We start from the raw sequence: 18,492 nt of genomic DNA on the forward strand, positions 1-18,492 counted from the left end.
GTGTTTACGAACGGGCCTTCCCATCGGGTGCTATGATCATGGCTCCTATCTGTCGACGAGTTCTGTGATCTCCATGAGGAAAAAAGGCTTCCTACAAAAAACCGCTCTGATATCGGGAATTATCAGCGAGGCTATTGCGGTACTCTGTGTGATCATGTTGATCATTAAATCGCGGGAACTGGGTATGGAGGACGTGATTTCAGCCAGCTATATGGCGTCCGCCTTCTTCTTTCTAACCTGCGGTTTTGTACTTATTATGATCGGTCGGGCCGATCTGCCGGATTTCAGCTTTGATCGTTCGTCAGAGGATAAGTAGCGTCATTCGCCAGGCGATGCTTTGGGGAATTAAAGATCAGTCAGACTCCTCTATCGCACATCAATGATCTGACTTGGCGGCGTCTAAGCGCTATTCATGAAGCCTGTGTTTAGTGTGTTGCTGTAAGTATTGATTGAGCGGATTATCCGCAAGGCGTCTAACGGATTAAGTACTTATTAAAAGGATCACCCCGTTCAAGGTTTGTTGAACAGGGTGGCCTAAGCAGTTTGGTTTGTTGGCTATTCAATACCCATCAACAGGCGTGGCAGGAATAAAGCAAGGTCAGGTATAAAGGTCACTGCTAGTACAACCGGCAGATGGCCTAAACAGATAAATCGCAATGTCGGTTTGAGGTATTCGTTGAACTGCGCATTGCCCACCGAGCCCGCCATATACAATAAGGGGGCACAAGGTGGCGTAATGTTACCCAACCCCAGATTAGTCCCCACGATGGCAGCAAAATGGATAGGGTGAACGCCCAGATCCATGGCGACAGGCAGCAAAATAATGGATGCCAGAATACTGCCGGACACGTCATCTACCAGCATACCAATCAGGATCAGTAGCAGGTTGATCAGTAGCAGGATCACAATCTTGTTGTCTGACAAGCTGATCAAAAAATCTGACAGCTGTTGCGGAACTTGCTCCATGATCATGACCCGACTCATCACGAAGAGGAAAAAGATCATCGCGATAATAGAGCCCGTACTTACAGCGCCACGAATAATCGCAGTCATGGCGGTCTGTAGATTTAAACCTCGGTAGATCAGAAAACCCACCGGAAGGGTGTACGCCAGCGCAACGGCTGCGGCTTCTGTCGGGGTGAAAATACCGCCATAGATACCGCCAAGCATGATCACTGGCATCAATATCGCCCAGCTAGCCTCTTTACTGGCCTTGGCGATAACCCGACTCCGTTCCGGCAAAGAGATCTTCTCTTCCACCTGCACGTTATCTGATTTACGTAGATAGATGTAATTGATCAGACAGTAGATCAGTGCAATGACAATGCCCGGAATAATGGTGGACAGGAAGGCCGCCGCAACCGAGAGTCCCCCGGTGAGTGCGAAGATGATCATCGGAATACTGGGAGGAATCAGCAGCGCAAGGACTGAAGAACATCCCACCAGTGCCGAGGCGTACCCGCGTGGATATCCTTGATCCACCATCTTAGGAATCATGATTGAACCAATTGCAGCAATCGCGGAGGCACCTGATCCCGCAATCGCACCGAACAAGGCACAGGTGACTATCGTTACTGATCCCAGTCCACCGCGAATAGGGCCGACAAAGGCATTCACAAATTGCACTAAGCGATCAGATATTCCGCTGGCGCCCATCAATGCCCCGGCAATGATAAACAGAGGCAGGGATAGGAGTGTAAAACTGCCAAGTTGCCAGAATGCGTGAGGAATCAGGTAGCTCATACTTTTGCCGGTGAACAGAGCAAAACCAATCGCACCCACACCAAATACGTATGCCACCGGCATGCCTACCAGCAAGAGGATAACAATCAGCAGCATAATTAAGGCTAAGGTTGTCATCGGGAAACCTCCTCCAGTACCGCATCTTTAGAGTGTGGTGATTTGTTGTCGTAGATGGTGTACGAGTTTTTGTGGATAAACAGGTCGCGTAATTTATAGATCGCCATCAGGGTGAAACCGGCAATCGCTGAATAGACCCATAATGCAGTGGGCCAGCTTAAGTTGGTGCTGACCCGGTTGATTTTCATAACGAAAAACAGGTACTTAAAGGCGTAGTATCCGAAGAAACAGATCACCAGCAGGCCAACCAGATCATTGAATCCTTTGATCAATGCGCGGGTTCGAGTACTGAGATTGAGCAGGTCAAGGATGCCGCCTGTGAGGTGGCCCCGTTCTCGGGTCACAACCACCATGGCGATAAAGTAGAGCCAGAGCCCGACTAAAATGCTGAGCTCTTCAATGGCGGGGAAGGATTGGTCCATGACGTAGCGCAGGAACACGGCAGCAGCCATCATGGTGGTTAAAAACAGGGTCAGGAAGACTAAGCAGAATCGGCAGGCAACAGCGAGATAATGATCAGCCCGTTCGAAGAACATTTTCATAGGGGATCTCCCGGTATGAAAGAAAAGGCCAGAGGGGGACAAACACTGGCCTTTTGATGAGCTAATGATCAGTGTGCAGTTGCAGTGCGAATTCGATCAACCAGCGGTTTTCCAACGGTTGACTCGATCCAGGTCCATTCCTTGTCACGGATGATCTGGCCCATTTTTGCGTTCTGCTCAGGGGTCAGTTCAACAACATCAATACCGAACGCTTTGATATCTGCGATCAGACCTTCGCTGATCGATTCCGCTTCTTTCCATGCCCACTTAGAGGCATCATCCGCTGACGCTTGCAGGGCTTTTTGCTCTGAGGCATCTAAACTGTTCCACCAGTCCATATTGACAACAAATGCACCTTGCTCGAAGAAATCACGCGAGAACACATAGGTTTCCAGCACGTCACGCATCTGCCATATTTCAGAAGGCGGTCCAAAGGTGCGGCCATCAACGGACCCCAGTTGCAAAGCGGTGTAAAGCTCCGAGAATGGCATCGGCACCGGATTAAATCCAAGGTATTCAAAGCGTTTGATGGCGATTTGAGTGGGTGGTACCCGCACTTTGATACCGGCGGCATCTTCTGGGAAGTTGACCGGTACTTTGCCTTCTCCTTTACGGATTGCGATGCCCGCGAAATCGACTGGCAGAATCGCCAGCAGCTTCATATTCAGACCGGCATAAATCTCTTCATAGGTGCTTACTAATGAACCGCCCGGGCCATATACCCGAGTGGCTTCTTCCCAGTTACTGGCGACCAAACCCAAGGATGCGATATTCAGGCGTGGATCGAAATCGGTCGCCGGAAACGTCATCGTCATGCCAATTTCACCGGCAATCGTTTGTTCGAACTGAGAGGTCCAATCACCAAGGTCCCCACCGGGATGGTACTTCACATCAAAGGCACCGGGCGCTTTCTGTTCTAGTGCCGCCAGAAACTGATCTGCAATCGGGTTGAAGATATGTTCTTTCGACATCGCATGGGCGAACACCACTTCTTCCGCAGCCTGTGTGACAGGTGCGGTCAGCATAGATGCGGTCATGGTTAACGCAGTAGCAATTCCCAGTGCAGGTTTCTTGAAAGATAACTGTTTGAGCATGTTTGTAACTCCGTCTTATTTTTGTTTTTTGAACAACATCTGATCAGTCATTCTGGTTTCGAGCATATCCACTTCTTCGTTGCTAGAAATGTTTTTGTTGTTGCCTTAAAGGCAACGAAATTCATGCTTAGTGTTTTTGTTGTGCTCATGAATCGAGTTCGATCCAAATGTGAGGAGACGGCTTTGCGTTGCTTTAATTAGAACGATAAAGCTCTTTCCGCGTACTTCTTCATAACGAATTTATTGCCCAGAATGTGACCAATGCTGAATACAAAAACAAAAGAGGTAGCTATGTCTCAGAAAACAGTTGGCGTCATAGGTCTGGGTAGCATGGGGAACGGTATGGCCTGTTCTCTATTGCGCGAGGGCTTTCATGTGCTGGGTACAGATGTCGGCGAAGCGCAACGTCAGGCTGCAGCCGCTGCAGGCGTAACCATTGTCCAGAACATTCAGACACTCTGTGCAGAGGCGGATCTGATTATTCTCTCCCTGCCAATGGCCAAACACGTACAGCAGGTCGTTAAAGGTGAAGGCGGGATTCTGGAACATGCTCGTCCGAATACGTTGATTATTGATACATCCACATCAGAACCGGATGTGACGCGTGCATTAGCCGCTGAATTAAAAGAAGCAGGACACCAGCTACTGGATTGCCCTGTGAGTGGCGGTCCTGCAGGCGCTGCGACCGGCACGATGGTGATGGTTGTTGGCGGTGAAGTCTCTGCACTGGAGCGAGCGCAAGAGTGTCTCGATGCCTTGAGTACGAAGGTCGTTCATCTGGGTGAATCCGGCAATGGACATGTTGCTAAGTTAATCAACAATTTGTTGTGTGCCGCACATTTGTTGACCACGGCTGAAGCGGTGGCTCTGGGTAAAAAAGCGGGGCTTGATCCTGCTGCGTTGATCGAAGGCTTGAATGCAGGTTCAGGCCGCAGTGCGATCAGTGAGGTCAATTTCCCGCGCTGGGTGTTGAATGAAGGTTTTGATTCCGGTTTTACGATGCAGCTCATGCGTAAAGATGTACGTCTTGCGAAACAACTTATTCAAGACACTGGATTGAATCTTCCTATGGCGGACCACGTTGCGTTTGCCTGGGCTGCGAGCGAAGAAAATATCGCTGACCATAATGACTTTAACTGCATTATTAAAAACACCGCACTGGGAGAAAGCGTATGAGTTTCGTCGTCGAGAACAACGGTGAACAGCACATAGAAGTACTGCTGAATGCACTCCTGGGCAGTGCCGAATTTGGTAGCTGGGTGGGTGGCGAACAGGTCTTAGGGGAAGGAGAGGAGATCCAACTGATCAACCCTGCGACCGGAGCCGCGTTTATGACCTACCGTGATGCTGGTGAGTCTGTTGTGTCTGCTGCGGCCGATGCCGCCGTTCAGGCGCAGAAAACCTGGTGGGCGATGAGCGCAAGTGCACGTGGCCGTTTGATGTGGCAGTGCGCTGAGAAGATTAAAGAAAGCGCTGAGCAACTGGCGCAGCTGGAATCGGTGTCTGCGGGTAAGCCGATCCGGGATTGTCGTGTTGAAGTGGCGAAAGTGTCGGAGATGTTCGAATACTACGCGGGCTGGTGCGACAAAATGACAGGCGAGGTGATTCCTGTTCCTACGAGCCATATGAATTATACGCGCCATGAGCCTTACGGTGTGGTGACACAGGTAACACCTTGGAATGCGCCGGTATTTACCTGTGGCTGGCAGATTGCTCCGGCAATTTGTGCGGGTAACGGTGTATTGCTGAAGCCGTCTGAACTGACGCCTCTCAGTTCCACTGCGCTGGTTAAGCTGGTGGAAGAAGCGGGTATCCCTAAAGGCCTGATCAATGTGATCAATGGTCTTGGGCATACCACGGGCGCTGCGGCCATTGCTAACCCGGCCACCAAGAAGGTTGTCTTTGTCGGGTCTCCTAAAACCGGAGGCATTATCGCCGCCGCTGCTGCTCAGCGTGTCATCCCGTGTGTTCTGGAGCTGGGTGGCAAGTCTGCAAATATCGTGTTTAACGATGCGGATATTGATCGTGCAGTGGTCGGGGCGCAGGCCGCTGTATTTGCAGCGGCGGGTCAGAGCTGTGTGTCAGGCTCTCGACTGTTGGTACACCAGGATGTATATGGCGAAGTTGTAGAGCGTCTTGCGTCAGCGACGAGCAAAATTCCAGTGGGCTTGCCGTGGCATGAAACGACGATGGTTGGGCCGATCAACAACGAAGCTCAGTATAACCATGTGCGTGGTCTCGTTGCCGACGGTATTGCTGAAGGTGCCGTTGTCGCCAGTGGTGGCAGTCCAGCAGAGGTCGATGGCGGTGAAGAGGGTTACTTCTATCGTCCGACCGTATTGGCAGATGTGAACAACACTATGCGCGTTGCTCAGGAAGAGATCTTTGGTCCTGTGGTGTCAGTGATCCCTTTCTCCGATGAAGACGAGGCTATTGCGATCGCAAATGACAGTCGCTTTGGTCTGGCAGGAGCCGTTTGGACTGCGGATGTCGGACGTGCCCACCGTATGGCGGCGCAGGTTAACGCCGGTACGTTCTGGGTGAACAGCTATAAAGCGATCAACGTGATGTCTCCATTTGGTGGGTTTGACGAGAGCGGTTATGGCCGATCCAGCGGTTACGAAGGGTTGCTGGAGTACACCCAGACCAAGAGTGTATGGATCGAAACGGCCCGTAACGCTGCGATTCAGTTTGGTTACTCCATCGAGTAATGAGTTTTACCTTGAAACACCCCCCGACACCTCACGGCTCAAGAGGTAAGGCTTCCGTTCCTCTCTTCTCTGAAGAGGGGGCGGCTTTTTTAGCGGAGGATAGATAGATGACTGAGTTTCATCGTGAAATAGATGTTGAAAACTTATGGCCGATTATCTGGCAGGAAGCACGTACGGCCGCCGATGAGTTCCCGTTGCTGGCCGATTTCTACATCCGAAATTTACTTGATCACACCTGCTTTGGTGAAGCATTGGCCTACATTCTGGCCGAAAAGCTGGCGGATACGCCTGAACATGTAAACCACTGGCAGTGTTATCTGCAAGGGGTATTGAAGAAAGATCCTGCGATTGAACAGGCCGCATTAAAAGACCTGCTGTGTCAGTTACAAAGCAATGCTTCTATCAAGGATCACTACACGCCGGTTTTGTATTTTGGCGGTTATCAGGCACTGCAATGTTACCGGTTCGCTCACTATTTCTGGATGAGCGATCAGCGTCCAGTGGCCAATTTCATTCAGGGCAAAGTGGTGTCTGCATTCGGTGTGGATATCCATCCGGCAGCCAAAATTGGCGCTGGGATTTTTCTGGATCATGCCGTGGGGATTGTGATTGGTGAAACCGCGGTTGTTGAAGATGATGTCACCCTGTTTCAGAGCGTGACCCTTGGTGGAACAGGCAAAGGTGAAGGTGACCGGCACCCGAAAGTACGAAAAGGTGCCTTTATCGGATCGGGTGCGGTGATCTTCGGCAATATCGAAATTGGAGAGGGCGCGAAGATTGCGGGTGGTGCGGTGGTTGTAAAACCGGTCGCTCCCCAAACCACGGTCGCTGGCCCGCTGGCGACGGCTCTCAATCAGCGCGTTGCGTGAAAAGTTTAGGTACACATGTTATGACTACAAACCATTTGGGCATCGATCATCCCCTTGTTGCTGTGCGTGATATGGATAAAGCGTGTGAGGATTTTGCGCGCTTGGGTTTTTTTATCAATCCACGGCACCATCATCCATGGGGAACCGACAATCATCTGTTGATGTTCCCGGAAAACTTCATTGAACTGATCAGTATTTATGACGACAGCAAACTAGACCTGACCAACGAAAAAGGGTTTGCGTTCGGGCGCTTCATTAGCGACTCCATCGAACGAAAAGAAGGCATCTCTCTTGTGGCGCTACATAGCGAGGATGCGCGTAAAGATCATCAGTTGATGGAGCAGCGATCCGTTGCCAATCAAGGTATCGTTGATTTTCGTCGGATCGCTCATCGCCCTGATGGCAGTGAAGAGGAGGCTGTGGTTTCGTTGGTGATGTTGATCAACGATGAGCATCCATCCATTTCGCATTTTTTCTGTCATCAACATAAGCCTCATCTCGTATGGGTAGAGGATTGGATGACTCACCCCAACGGCGCGAATGCCATCACAGCGGTGAGTTATGTCGCTGAAGATCCGGCTGAGCTGGTTGAACGTTTTGCCGGGATCTATGGACAAGAAGCGATAACGGTTGGGGCGGGTTACCTTAAAGCTCAGACAGATCGCGGTATTTTTGAAGTGCTAAGCCCTGCTCGTGCCCAGACACGCTTTACAGGTGTTGATGTGCCGGTGACACACAATCAGTTGCCGAGTGGGGTAGCTATCCGGGTGAGTACCTGTTCTATTGAGCAAGCGAAATCACATCTGGATACCCAGAACGTGGATTATGTCGAAACAACAGACGGTGGTCTGCGTATTCCTGCGTACTATGCGGGTAACACTATTATAGAAATTTATCCGGCGTAATAGCGGGAACAAAGAGTGACACAATGACGGAACTAATCCGACAGGAAGGCGAGTTACATCAGGCTATGCGTCGCTGGCGGCGTGATCTGCATGCGCATCCTGAAACTGCATTTGAAGAACACCGCACGGCGGCTGTGGTAGCCGAACTGCTGGAAAGCTTTGGTTTGAACGTTGATCGCGGTATGGCCACGACGGGTGTTGTCGCTACCTTGCAGGGAAATCAGCCAGGAAGCGGCAGTATAGGGTTGCGAGCGGATATGGACGCTCTCAATCTACAGGAACTCAACACCTTTACCCATTGCTCAACACATGATGGAAAAATGCATGGTTGTGGCCATGACGGTCATACTGCCATGTTGTTGGGGGCGGCAAAATACTTGTCAGAACATCGTGATTTCTCGGGTAGCGTGGTATTTATCTTTCAGCCTGCCGAAGAGGGTGAAGCCGGAGCCCGGGTGATGTGTGAAGAGGGGCTGTTCGAGCGGTTCCCGGTAGATGCAGTGTATGGCATGCACAACTGGCCGGGTTTAGAGGCGGGTCAGTTTGCCGTACATCAAGGGCCGGTGATGGCGGCGATGGATGTGTTTGATATCCAGATCACCGGTAAAGGCTGCCATGGCGGAATGCCTCATATGGGGATCGATCCGGTGGTGGTGGCTGGTCAGTTGATCAGTTCACTGCAAAGTATTGTTGGACGCACGCTGAGCCCATTGGAGTCCGGTGTGGTGAGCGTGACTCAGATGCACGGTGGGGATGCCTATAATGTGGTGCCCGATAGCGTCACATTGTCCGGAACCTGCCGTACATTCACCTCAGAGGTCCAGTCGCAGATCGAAACGCGTATACGTCATCACGTTGAGAATATTTGCCGGGCGTATGGCGCCGAGGGTGAATTGGATTATCGCTCCATCTACCCGTCTACGGTAAATGTCCCGGAGCATGCTTCTATTTGTGCGGAGGTTTCAGCTTCTCTGGTGGGTGAGGAGGCTGTGCAATTGAATTTACCGCCGAGTATGGGGGCGGAGGATTTTGCCTTTATGCTGAAAGAGAGACCTGGAGCCTATATCTGGATTGGCAACGGTACCAGTGAGGGTGGCCGGGGTTTGCACAATCCCTATTATGATTTCAACGACGATATATTGCCGTTAGGCGCGAGTTATTGGGTGACTTTGGTACAGTCACAGTTGCCTCTTAACGATTAGAGCTTAGCGCTTAGAATATGGCGGCAGAAGGTTTGAATTGCGATGAAAGACATTAACGAAAAGAGAGTTGCCTACCTCTATGAGGCTGTCACGATGGGCTCGGTTCGAGCGGCGGCAGATAAACTCAACGTCGCACCTTCTGCTGTCAGTCGACAGATCGCCCTGCTTGAAGAAGAGTTGGCCGCGATACTCATCGAGCGCCATCGTAAGGGGGTAACGCCGACCGAAGCCGGTGATATTCTGCTGCGTTACTACCGGGAATCGCTCTCCTGTGAGGAAGAATGCATCGCCAAGCTTCAAGCATTGCAGGGGCTGCAACGGGGACATATCAAGCTGGCCGTGGGTGAAGGTTTTGTCGGAGATCTGATGTCAGGGCCGCTGCCTGAGTTTAATCGCCTCTATCCATCGTTAACACTGTCCATCAACATGGGGGGATCCAACGAAGTGATCCGTTTGGTGGAGCAGGATGAAGCACATATAGGGTTATTATTTCACCCCACCAATCACCCCAATATTCGCTCGCAAGTGGTTAGCTGCCAACCGATTTGTGTCATTGTCCCACCCGAACACCCGCTGGTTGTGCTGGATGGCGCGGTGTCACTGGAGTCTCTGTTAGAATATCCAGTCGCTTTGCCGGAAAGTCACTTTGGGGTGCGTCAGCTGTTAGCGATGGCTGAATTTCAGGATCGTGTACGTTTTAAGCCGATGCTGACAACTGATTCAATTGCCGTACTCAAACACTTTGTGCGCTCCAATATGGGAATTACCTTTCTGCCTGAGTTTGTTGTCTCGCGAGAGATTGAAGATGGTCAGGTGGTGGCTATCCCGGTGGATCATCCTATTCTGGCCAGTGGAGAAGCTCACATGATAACGCGGTTGGGTCGTCAGCTGCCTGAGGGGGCACACCGCTTATTACAGCATCTGATGTCCTGGATGCGTGCGTTTAAGAACTACTCTCCTGACGATAAATGAATTTTTGGGGCGTGCAGGGTTATTTTAGTTGAGTCGAGATCCTGGGTATGACCGGATTATCTAAACTCCAAACTTATCCCGCTGAAGCGCCAGCTTCATCAATCCCGCAACACTCAGCGAATCCGTAATTTCGCCATCCAGGACCATCTGAATCGCATCGTCTAACCGTAAGCGGCGGATGGTAATGTCTTCCGTATCTTCGTGTTCGTGATCTTCTTGTCGTAGACCTTTGGCGACAAACAGGTAGGCAATTTCGTTACACACGGAATTTGAAGGGTGCATCGTCAGCAGAGGTTGGTAATGCTCAGCGATAAGACCGGTCTCTTCCTTAAGCTCACGCCGCGCACAGTCTAGTGGATCTTCTCCAAGCGGGCTGCCACCTTCAGGAATCTCCCATGAGTATTCATTGAGCGCATAGCGCCACTGACCGACCAGCCACGTATAACCTTCGTCATCAACCGGGATCACTCCCACCGCTTCGTTCTTGAACGTGACAACGCCGTATATCCCGTTGCCGCCCGCCGGATTAACCACCTGATGCTCACAGACATTGATCCACGGATTATCGTACTGGTCTTCCTGACTCAACGTTTTCCACGGGTTTTTATAATCGTTCATTGGCATTCCCTTTAACAATGGTCTGGGTAACGGAAGTGATGGGATTTTGCGTTATTTTTTGGATGTAGATTTTGGCACGCTGAGCCTTATGTGTAGACATTCTCGCATAGAGATTCATGAAATATTCAGACGATTAGGACAATAGTGAAAAATAGAAGATCAAAGAGGCCGTGAATAGATAGTTGCTTGTTCACGTATATCTATTCGCGTATCAGGCAGGTTATCTCACTGAAATATAAAGCGTATCGATGGTTATACACAGTATCTGATCAAAAAATAGGTCGTGATAACGCATTGAGTATCCCTGCTTTGTATCCGTGTATTGTCAAAAAAGTACAAGGTAAACAGCAAGATAGTTCCATTGTTTACAATCGGCAGTTGCTAAACCTAAGGGACCAGCGAATAAGTACGAAACGACTTCGCTGGTCCCTAAAGCCTACAAGAAACCGCCTGGTTGTAGATATGGGCTGGAGTGAATGTGATGGAACAGATCAACGAAAGCTCGGTTCATCACTTGCCAAGATTAAGCGCAGGGATAGTTGTGCAAGTACTCTCACGGGATGGAAAGCTAAAATTTCTCTCACCACTGGTTGAAGCGGTGGGCGATGTGCTGGTTGTGGATCGTTTACCCAGTGTGTCTGATATGCCGGAAGATCAGAGTAGTCCGAGGGATATTGCGGCCTTACGCAATACTTACTTCAAATTTAACCAAACGCTGCTGATCCGCACCATTGATCGCGGAGTGGTGTATTCCTGCGAAACCCGAGTGCTGGAAGTGTCAGAACAGCGTGCCCGGTTACAGGTGTACACGGCGCCACGGGAGATCTACCGTCAGTATCAGCGTCATGAACACCGTTTCAGCTGTGCTCTTTGTGCGTATTTACACGGTCACTGTGCCAGTGCAGATGGCAAGATTTCAGACATCAGTTCCTGCGGTTGCCAGCTAACGTTATCCGATGACACGACCATTGCAGAAGTCCGTGACCTGCAGATACATGATAAGCCGTTGAATTTCGAAGTACTGTTTCCTCATGATGACTCCTATCGCCAACTGCAGGGTAAGGTTGTATCGCTGATCAATGATGATGAGCACCATCAGGTCCGGGTTGGTGTGGAGTTCAGGTCGGGTGCGGAATCTGTCGCTGAGTATATCAACCTGTTGCGCCTGTACTGATACTGTTCCATTCCCGTCGTTATCTGTGGTCTTCTGTCATGACCTGTTCCCAAGCGGGCACAGGTCGTCAAGCCGTTGTAAACTAAACTGAATAGACATATTCGCGGTAAATCCCGTTGATCTTTATCTGCGTATAAATCGTCAGAAAGATCTTTGGACGGGTGTTAAAGGACAGGAAGTATATGGCGCAGGACCGGGTAGAACATTACAGCTGGCGTTACATTTTTGATGTAGCGCTGGAGCATAAACGACAGTTAGTACTGGCAAATCTGATCGCACTGGTGGCGACAGTGGCTTCAGTACCGTTGCCGTTATTAATGCCGTTGCTGGTGGATGAGGTATTGCTGGATCAGCCGGGTGTTATCGTTGAAACGATCAACCCGATGGTACCGGATAGCTGGCATGGGCCCGCGTTATATATCGGTGGGGTGCTGCTGATTACAGTGATTCTGCGCAGTATCGCATTGGTGCTCAATGTCTGGCAGGCGCGACAGTTCACCCATATTTCCAAAGATGTCATTTTTCGTATGCGCAGTGGTTTGTTGGAGCGCTTAAAGCGGATCTCGATGGCGGAGTACGAAACACTGGGCAGTGGCGCTGTGGCGTCTCACTTTGTTACTGATTTGGATACGGTAGACCGCTTTGTCGGCAGCTCGGTGAGCCGTCTGCTGGTCGCGGTACTGTCGATTTTGGGCACTGCGGTAATCCTGCTTTGGATGCACTGGCAATTGGCGCTGTTTATCTTGTTTCTTAATCCGGTGGTGATTTATGTCACGATGGTGATTGGTAAAAAAGTTAAGCATCTGAAAAAGGACGAGAACCAAGCCTTTGAAGTGTTCCAGGGCGCATTAACCGAAACACTGGATGCCATTCACCAGATCCGCGCAGCCAACCGTGAGAAGCATTACCTCAGCCGGCTGGTTGATGAAGCCCGCCATGTGCGTGACCGTTCGACCGCGTTCGAGTGGAAAAGTGATGCCGCCACACGTTTCAGCTTTGTGGTTTTTTTGGTTGGTTTCGACCTGTTTCGTGCATTATCCATGCTGATGGTGGTTTTTTCCGGTCTCACTATCGGTGAGATGATGGCGGTATTTGGTTACCTCTGGTTCATGATGGGACCGGTTCAGGAGGTACTTGGCATTCAGTACTCTTTCTATGGCGCGCGTGCGGCACTGAGTCGTATTAATCGTCTGCTGGACCTGAAAGAGGAGCCGTATTTCGAAGAGCAGGTTAATCCGTTTGTGGGTAAGCGAACCGTCTCGTTGCAGATGGAAAATGTGCATTTTGGCTACTACCCGGATCAGGAAGTTCTGAAGGGGATTACACTGGATATTGAGGCCGGTCAGAAAATTGCCCTGGTAGGGGCGAGCGGGGGCGGTAAGTCCACACTGGTACAAGTTCTACTGGGTTTATATCCCGCCCAGCAGGGGAGGGTGTTATTTGATGGTGTACCGGTAGAAAAGATCGGTCTGGAGCGTGTTCGCGAACACCTTGCAACGGTATTGCAACAGCCCGCGTTGTTTAATGGCACCGTTCGAAGCAACCTTATGATGGGCAGGGACTACAGCGATCATCAATTGTGGCATGCGTTGAAAGTCGCGCAATTGGATAGCTTTGTTGCAGAACAAGAAGCAGGATTGGAAACCCGTGTTGGTCGACAGGGGATTCGGCTGTCCGGTGGTCAGCGTCAACGTTTGGCAATCGCCCGCATGGTTCTGTCCGACCCTAAAGTGGTGATACTGGATGAGGCGACTTCGGCACTGGATACCGAAACCGAGTTCGCGTTGCATCAGGCGCTACAAACCTTCTTGCAGGGACGCACCACCATCATCGTTGCCCACCGCCTGAGTGCGGTTAAACAGGCAGACCATGTTTACGTTTTCGAAGACGGCCAGATAGCTGAGCAGGGCGGTCACGAAGAGTTATTGGATATGGACGGCTTATATGCACGACTGTATGGGGAACATCAGCACTAAGTGATGTCTCTCCCGGATTAAAGAGAGATTATGCGAAAACGTTTTCAGTGGCGTGAGGGGAACCAGATCGATCTGATGGTCGATGGGGAAGTCTTTTTCCCAGTGATGCTGGAAGAGATGCGAAAAGCACGCCACAGTTTGCTGCTGGAGTTCTATTTGGTGGCATCGGGTACCATCACCACCCGCTTTATTGAGGAGATGATTGCCGCGGTCAAACGTGGTGTGATGGTGCGGATGATCATCGATGGCTTCGGGGCCCTCAAATTTAATCAGAACGACCGTAAGCGCCTGCAATCCGAAGGCGTGCAGATCATCGTGTATAACCCTCTGCATGCCACTAAGCTGACCCGCAACTTTGCCCGCGATCACCGGAAATTGCTGATTGTGGACCAGCAGGTCGCGTTTGTGGGGGGGACAGGCTTAAGTGATGTGTATTGGTTGTCAGATGCGAAAGGCAGCCCGTGGCATGAATTGATGAGCCGGGTGGAAGGCCCGGCAGTGGTGGATTTGCTCAACGTATATAATGCGTTGTGGGAGCGTTGCTCCTATCAAAAGCTGCCATCGGCACCGGAAACGATGCCTCCGGTGGGTGATACTAAGGTACGTGTGACCACCATACAGGGCATGTATCAGCAAGATATCAAAGTCAGCTTTCTGCATCGGGTCAATCGTGCCCAGACACGTGTCTGGTTGATGACCGCTTACTTTCTGCCATCGTTTTCTGTGCGCAGTGCTCTGCGTCGCGCGGCACGTCGCGGTGTTGATGTACGGCTGGTTATCGCCGGTCCTTATACCGATCAACCTTGGGTATTTCACGCGTCAAAGCGTTATTATCGCGCACTACTTAAGGCTGGGGTTAGAATATACGAATATCAGCCGCGTTTTTTGCATGCGAAAGCGGCGGTTGTTGATGACTGGAGCAGTGTGGGCTCCTGCAATCTGGATCATTGGAACTTACGCTGGAACTTAGAAGCTAATATAGAGGTCGAAGATTCGGCCTTTGTGGTACAAGTCGGGCAGGTATTGCGGGATGATATGCATCACTGTTACGAAGTGACGTACGACGCATGGTCAAAGCGTCCCTGGCATCAGAAAATGCATGAATATGTCTGGGCATGGCTGGCGAAGCTGGCGCTGAAAATTCGTTAATGAGGAATTGGGTATGAAAAAGATAGGTGTATTGCTTTCCGCAGTACTAAGCGTGTCATTGCTGGCCGGTTGTGCAAATGATCTTAGCGGCAGCACCTATTCCCGTGATGACGCGCGTAAAGTGCAATATGTCCGTTACGGAACGGTTGAGTCGATGACTCCCGTAGTGATTGAAGGTCGTACAGATGGACCGATTGGTAGCGCAGCAGGCGCTATCGTGGGGGGCATTGCCGGTAGCACGATTGGTGGTGGCAGAGGCAGTAATATTTCTGCAGTTATTGGTGCTGTCGCAGGCGGGATCGTCGGCAATAAGATCGAAGAATCCGCAACTCGTGCGCAAGGACAGGAGCTGACCATTCAGATGGAATCCGGTGAAATCATCTCCGTGGTTCAGGAAGTGAGCAACAAGGAGTTTTTCCGTCCGGGTGATCAGGTACGGGTGTTAGATCGTAACGGTACGGTGCGTGTTGTCTATTGAGGCGCACATTCGTCGATAACGTTGAGACATAAAAAAGGCCCGCTGCGTAGCGGGCCTTTTTTATGTTTGATGCGCGTTGATATTTACTTCTTCGGCGCGTGGAACAGCAGGTAAAGATCAATCAGCAGATCAGGGATCTGGCCCGCCATCTCTTCACTCAGTTTGGCGTCTTTGCGCATAGTCGCCATATCTTTGTCTTCCAGAAACAGCTCGGAAGCAACCATCATCGGCAGCATCAGCTCGGCAACGGTCTCTTCAGCCTGATGACCAAACCACGCTTCTTCATTCATGAAAACACCTTCCATGAAGGCCTGTGACCACCATGTCAGGCTGGCGATCTCTTCATCTTCTTCCGGCACCAGCGTCAGTTCGCACGGCAGATCAATCTCCTGATCGCTGTACAGGTTGCTGTTGATCATCTGGTACAGACGACGCAGCATTTCCATAATGCGGTCATGTTGATCCTGAGAGTTCCACAGTGGCTCGCCGTCAAATACCAGCTCGCTCCACTCCTGCTCGGTAACTGCTTTTGGGCTGATGTTGCAGGCCGTGAACAGACCATGTACGCCGACCAGATCCAGAGAATCTTCAGAAACAGCATCGGAATAGAGGAAGTCCTCCAGTTCGTCCAGTTCAGCGTCGGACAGTTCAGCGTGAGTCAGTGCGTTCATTGCAACATCCCGTCAGGTGATTAACAGGTGGGATTCTAGCGGGAAAACCTCGGAATAGCAGCTTTATTTGGATAAATAAAACTGTGTTCTGACTCTAATCACGGATGACAGCGAAGCGTGCTTCACGGATAATGCCGCCCCATGATGGAAAGGGCACAGCAACTTCTGCAAGACGTATTTGGCTATGAGCAGTTTCGCACCCCGCAAGCAGAGGTGATCGAAACCCTGCTTAATGGGCAGGATTCGCTCGTGGTTATGCCAACGGGCGGCGGTAAATCGCTGTGTTATCAACTGCCTGCGCTGATCCGGCCGGGTGTAGCGGTGATCGTCTCACCGCTGATCGCATTGATGCAGGATCAGGTCTCGGCGTTGTCCCAGTGGGGTATCCGTGCGTGTTGCCTCAACTCCTCCCTCGATTACTCGGTGATTGCCGAGACCGAGCACCAACTGCGTGCCGGTGGGATGGATCTGCTCTATATTGCGCCTGAACGTTTGCTACAGGCACGGACACTGGATCTGTTGTCCGAGTGTCAGATCGCCCTGTTTGCCATTGATGAAGCCCACTGTGTCTCCCAGTGGGGGCATGATTTCCGCCCGGAATACCTGCAGCTGTTTAAACTGCGGGAACGATTCCCCGGTGTGCCGCGTATTGCACTGACTGCTACTGCCGATGAGCGTACCCGGCAGGAAATTATCAACCGTCTTGAGTTGACCGATGCTGAGCGCTTTGTGCGCGGCTTTGACCGACCGAATATTCGTTATCGCATTGGCCAGAAAGATCGCGCCAAAGAGCAACTGCTGAAATTCCTTAAAGATGAACACCCGAAAGATGCGGGGGTGGTGTATTGCCTGTCCCGTAAACGGGTGGAGGAAACCGCCGAGTGGTTGTGTGAAAAAGGCTATGACGCTTTGCCTTACCATGCGGGTTTGTCGCCTGATCTGCGTAACCATAATCAGCACCGCTTCCTGACGGAAGAGGGAGTAATTATGGTCGCGACCGTTGCCTTCGGTATGGGGATTGATAAACCCAACGTACGCTTTGTTGCTCACCTGGATCTGCCAAAAAGTGTGGAAGCCTACTATCAGGAAACCGGTCGTGCCGGGCGTGATGGTCAGCCTGCCGATGCCTGGATGGTGTATGGATTGCAGGATGTGATCTTTCTGCGCCAGATGCTGGCGGGATCACAAGCCAGTGATATGCATAAGCAGGTTGAACGGCAGAAACTGGAGGCGATGCTGGGATTGTGCGAAATCACCAGTTGTCGCCGTCAGGCACTGTTGGCGTACTTTGGTGAAAACGAACATGCTGCGTGTGGCAACTGCGATACCTGTCTGGAGCCGGTGCCGGTCTGGGATGGTACGGAAGCGGCGCGCAAAGCATTGTCTGCGGTCTTCCGCACTGGGCAGCGCTACGGTGTGACTTATGTGATCGAAACCTTAATCGGTAACCGTCCTGAACGGGTGGTACAGCTGGGTCACGATAAGTTGACTACGTTTGGTATCGGCAAAGAGCTGGATAAAAAACAGTGGCGATCCGTGTTCCGCCAACTTGTCGCGCGTGGTTACCTGAGTGTGGATGCGGAAGGCCACGGTGTACTACAGCTGACCGAGAAGTGTCGCCCGGTACTAAAAGGCGCAGAATCCCTGGAACTGCGTAAAGACCAGCGTAAACAAACGCAATATCGCCGTAGTCAGGTGCCGCAGAATAAGCTGGAAGCGGAAGATTTTGCGCTCTGGAACGCACTGAAAGCGAAACGCAAAGAGCTGGCCGACGAAAATGGTGTGCCGCCGTACGTGATTTTCCACGACGCAACGTTGATGGAAATGGTGATGTACCGTCCGCTCAGCCATGATCAGTTCAAGCGTCTGAATGGTGTGGGGCAGCGGAAACTGGATCTTTACGGTAATCAGTTTATTAGTGTGATCGAAGAGCATGAAACCGCTGATGAGGCTGATCTGGATTCGCAGGTTGAGCAATCGATCATGCTGTTCCGCAGTGGCATGACCACCGATCAGGTGGCGTTGCAGCAAAAGCTATCTGCCAAAGTAATCTATAACCATCTGGCCCACGGTATCAGCCACGGTCAGCTTGAGATGAATGATGTGGTTGAGCTGCCAGACGCTGAAGTGCGTCATATCGAGCAGGTTATCCATGAATGCCAGCGCGAATACGGTAATGCGTTAAAGCCGGTCTTTGATGCACTGGCGGGCGCCTATGAGATGGGTGTACTGCGTTGCGTGAAAGCGGGTCTGCAACTTTGATCTCTGACC

The 18,492-nt window shown here is 51.2% G+C and carries 17 protein-coding genes; 12 read left to right on the forward strand and 5 right to left on the reverse strand.

The window, feature by feature from the left end:
- Window positions 1-154 precede the first annotated feature (154 nt).
- The gene (locus IOQ59_RS09360) at window positions 155-316 is read left to right on the forward strand and encodes a hypothetical protein (RefSeq protein ID WP_193953022.1); all 162 of its coding nucleotides are present in this window, start codon (window positions 155-157) and stop codon (window positions 314-316) included.
- A 239-nt stretch (window positions 317-555) separates the two neighbouring features.
- Here the strand turns inward: IOQ59_RS09360 and IOQ59_RS09365 are convergent, their stop codons facing one another.
- From IOQ59_RS09365 to dctP, 3 genes are all read right to left on the reverse strand, one after another.
- On the reverse strand, window positions 556-1,860 hold the full coding sequence (locus IOQ59_RS09365) for a TRAP transporter large permease (protein ID WP_193953023.1): 1,305 nt from the start codon (window positions 1,858-1,860) through the stop codon (window positions 556-558).
- Window positions 1,857-2,402, reverse strand: a complete 546-nt coding sequence (locus IOQ59_RS09370) for a TRAP transporter small permease (RefSeq protein ID WP_193953024.1) — start codon at window positions 2,400-2,402, stop codon at window positions 1,857-1,859. Before IOQ59_RS09370 ends, IOQ59_RS09365 begins: the two co-directional genes overlap by 4 nt.
- Before the next feature lie 68 nt (window positions 2,403-2,470).
- Window positions 2,471-3,496, reverse strand: a complete 1,026-nt coding sequence (gene dctP, locus IOQ59_RS09375) for a TRAP transporter substrate-binding protein DctP (RefSeq protein ID WP_193953025.1) — start codon at window positions 3,494-3,496, stop codon at window positions 2,471-2,473.
- Between the two features lie 291 nt (window positions 3,497-3,787).
- On the opposite strand from dctP, the gene IOQ59_RS09380 reads away from it, so the two are divergent.
- The 6 genes from IOQ59_RS09380 (at window position 3,788) to IOQ59_RS09405 (ending at window position 10,155) form a co-directional block, all read left to right on the forward strand.
- Window positions 3,788-4,672, forward strand: coding sequence for an NAD(P)-dependent oxidoreductase (locus tag IOQ59_RS09380; RefSeq protein WP_193953026.1), 885 nt, complete (start codon window positions 3,788-3,790; stop codon window positions 4,670-4,672).
- On the forward strand, window positions 4,669-6,207 hold the full coding sequence (locus tag IOQ59_RS09385; protein ID WP_193953027.1) for an aldehyde dehydrogenase family protein: 1,539 nt from the start codon (window positions 4,669-4,671) through the stop codon (window positions 6,205-6,207). The genes IOQ59_RS09380 and IOQ59_RS09385 overlap by 4 nt, the downstream gene beginning before the upstream one ends.
- 107 nt (window positions 6,208-6,314) lie before the next feature.
- On the forward strand, window positions 6,315-7,076 hold the full coding sequence (locus IOQ59_RS09390; protein ID WP_193953028.1) for a serine acetyltransferase domain-containing protein: 762 nt from the start codon (window positions 6,315-6,317) through the stop codon (window positions 7,074-7,076).
- Window positions 7,077-7,096: 20 nt separating this feature from the next.
- Window positions 7,097-7,981, forward strand: coding sequence for a VOC family protein (locus IOQ59_RS09395; RefSeq protein WP_193953029.1), 885 nt, complete (start codon window positions 7,097-7,099; stop codon window positions 7,979-7,981).
- A gap of 23 nt (window positions 7,982-8,004) precedes the next feature.
- Complete coding sequence (locus tag IOQ59_RS09400; protein ID WP_193953030.1) at window positions 8,005-9,183, forward strand: M20 aminoacylase family protein; 1,179 nt, start codon at window positions 8,005-8,007, stop codon at window positions 9,181-9,183.
- Window positions 9,184-9,225: 42 nt separating this feature from the next.
- Window positions 9,226-10,155 (forward strand): LysR family transcriptional regulator, encoded by a 930-nt coding sequence (locus tag IOQ59_RS09405; RefSeq protein ID WP_193953031.1) that lies wholly within the window; start codon window positions 9,226-9,228, stop codon window positions 10,153-10,155.
- A 60-nt stretch (window positions 10,156-10,215) separates the two neighbouring features.
- Here the strand turns inward: IOQ59_RS09405 and IOQ59_RS09410 are convergent, their stop codons facing one another.
- Window positions 10,216-10,773: an NUDIX domain-containing protein gene (locus IOQ59_RS09410; RefSeq protein ID WP_193953032.1), complete on the reverse strand. Its 558-nt coding sequence runs from the start codon at window positions 10,771-10,773 to the stop codon at window positions 10,216-10,218.
- A gap of 541 nt (window positions 10,774-11,314) precedes the next feature.
- Here IOQ59_RS09410 and IOQ59_RS09415 point away from each other — a divergent pair.
- The 4 genes from IOQ59_RS09415 (at window position 11,315) to IOQ59_RS09430 (ending at window position 15,550) form a co-directional block, all read left to right on the forward strand.
- Window positions 11,315-11,947 (forward strand): PilZ domain-containing protein, encoded by a 633-nt coding sequence (locus IOQ59_RS09415; RefSeq protein ID WP_193953033.1) that lies wholly within the window; start codon window positions 11,315-11,317, stop codon window positions 11,945-11,947.
- A 182-nt stretch (window positions 11,948-12,129) separates the two neighbouring features.
- Window positions 12,130-13,923 carry an ABC transporter ATP-binding protein gene (locus tag IOQ59_RS09420; RefSeq protein ID WP_193953034.1) on the forward strand — a complete coding sequence of 598 codons (1,794 nt, stop codon included), beginning with the start codon at window positions 12,130-12,132 and terminating at the stop codon, window positions 13,921-13,923.
- A 30-nt stretch (window positions 13,924-13,953) separates the two neighbouring features.
- Window positions 13,954-15,072: a phospholipase D-like domain-containing protein gene (locus IOQ59_RS09425; RefSeq protein WP_193953035.1), complete on the forward strand. Its 1,119-nt coding sequence runs from the start codon at window positions 13,954-13,956 to the stop codon at window positions 15,070-15,072.
- A 13-nt stretch (window positions 15,073-15,085) separates the two neighbouring features.
- Window positions 15,086-15,550, forward strand: a complete 465-nt coding sequence (locus IOQ59_RS09430; RefSeq protein ID WP_193953036.1) for an outer membrane lipoprotein — start codon at window positions 15,086-15,088, stop codon at window positions 15,548-15,550.
- An 83-nt stretch (window positions 15,551-15,633) separates the two neighbouring features.
- On the opposite strand, the gene IOQ59_RS09435 is transcribed toward IOQ59_RS09430, so the two are convergent.
- On the reverse strand, window positions 15,634-16,221 hold the full coding sequence (locus IOQ59_RS09435) for a UPF0149 family protein (RefSeq protein ID WP_193953037.1): 588 nt from the start codon (window positions 16,219-16,221) through the stop codon (window positions 15,634-15,636).
- A gap of 141 nt (window positions 16,222-16,362) precedes the next feature.
- On the opposite strand from IOQ59_RS09435, the gene recQ reads away from it, so the two are divergent.
- Window positions 16,363-18,483 (forward strand): DNA helicase RecQ, encoded by a 2,121-nt coding sequence (gene recQ / locus IOQ59_RS09440; RefSeq protein ID WP_193953038.1) that lies wholly within the window; start codon window positions 16,363-16,365, stop codon window positions 18,481-18,483.
- The last annotated feature ends 9 nt before the right edge of the window (window positions 18,484-18,492 follow it).

It is taken from the genome of Pontibacterium sinense, assembly GCF_015209595.1.
Classification (GTDB): Bacteria; Pseudomonadota; Gammaproteobacteria; order Pseudomonadales; family Balneatricaceae; genus Pontibacterium; species Pontibacterium sinense.

What these genes read in the sequence shown, in the direction of transcription:
- IOQ59_RS09360 (WP_193953022.1), top strand. Translation starts at nt 155, where the DNA reads ATGTTGATCATTAAATCGCGGGAACTGGGTATGGAGGACGTGATTTCA.
- IOQ59_RS09365 (WP_193953023.1), bottom strand. Translation starts at nt 1,860, where the DNA reads ATGACAACCTTAGCCTTAATTATGCTGCTGATTGTTATCCTCTTGCTG.
- IOQ59_RS09370 (WP_193953024.1), bottom strand. Translation starts at nt 2,402, where the DNA reads ATGAAAATGTTCTTCGAACGGGCTGATCATTATCTCGCTGTTGCCTGC.
- dctP (WP_193953025.1), bottom strand. Translation starts at nt 3,496, where the DNA reads ATGCTCAAACAGTTATCTTTCAAGAAACCTGCACTGGGAATTGCTACT.
- IOQ59_RS09380 (WP_193953026.1), top strand. Translation starts at nt 3,788, where the DNA reads ATGTCTCAGAAAACAGTTGGCGTCATAGGTCTGGGTAGCATGGGGAAC.
- IOQ59_RS09385 (WP_193953027.1), top strand. Translation starts at nt 4,669, where the DNA reads ATGAGTTTCGTCGTCGAGAACAACGGTGAACAGCACATAGAAGTACTG.
- IOQ59_RS09390 (WP_193953028.1), top strand. Translation starts at nt 6,315, where the DNA reads ATGACTGAGTTTCATCGTGAAATAGATGTTGAAAACTTATGGCCGATT.
- IOQ59_RS09395 (WP_193953029.1), top strand. Translation starts at nt 7,097, where the DNA reads ATGACTACAAACCATTTGGGCATCGATCATCCCCTTGTTGCTGTGCGT.
- IOQ59_RS09400 (WP_193953030.1), top strand. Translation starts at nt 8,005, where the DNA reads ATGACGGAACTAATCCGACAGGAAGGCGAGTTACATCAGGCTATGCGT.
- IOQ59_RS09405 (WP_193953031.1), top strand. Translation starts at nt 9,226, where the DNA reads ATGAAAGACATTAACGAAAAGAGAGTTGCCTACCTCTATGAGGCTGTC.
- IOQ59_RS09410 (WP_193953032.1), bottom strand. Translation starts at nt 10,773, where the DNA reads ATGAACGATTATAAAAACCCGTGGAAAACGTTGAGTCAGGAAGACCAG.
- IOQ59_RS09420 (WP_193953034.1), top strand. Translation starts at nt 12,130, where the DNA reads ATGGCGCAGGACCGGGTAGAACATTACAGCTGGCGTTACATTTTTGAT.
- IOQ59_RS09425 (WP_193953035.1), top strand. Translation starts at nt 13,954, where the DNA reads ATGCGAAAACGTTTTCAGTGGCGTGAGGGGAACCAGATCGATCTGATG.
- IOQ59_RS09430 (WP_193953036.1), top strand. Translation starts at nt 15,086, where the DNA reads ATGAAAAAGATAGGTGTATTGCTTTCCGCAGTACTAAGCGTGTCATTG.
- IOQ59_RS09435 (WP_193953037.1), bottom strand. Translation starts at nt 16,221, where the DNA reads ATGAACGCACTGACTCACGCTGAACTGTCCGACGCTGAACTGGACGAA.
- recQ (WP_193953038.1), top strand. Translation starts at nt 16,363, where the DNA reads ATGATGGAAAGGGCACAGCAACTTCTGCAAGACGTATTTGGCTATGAG.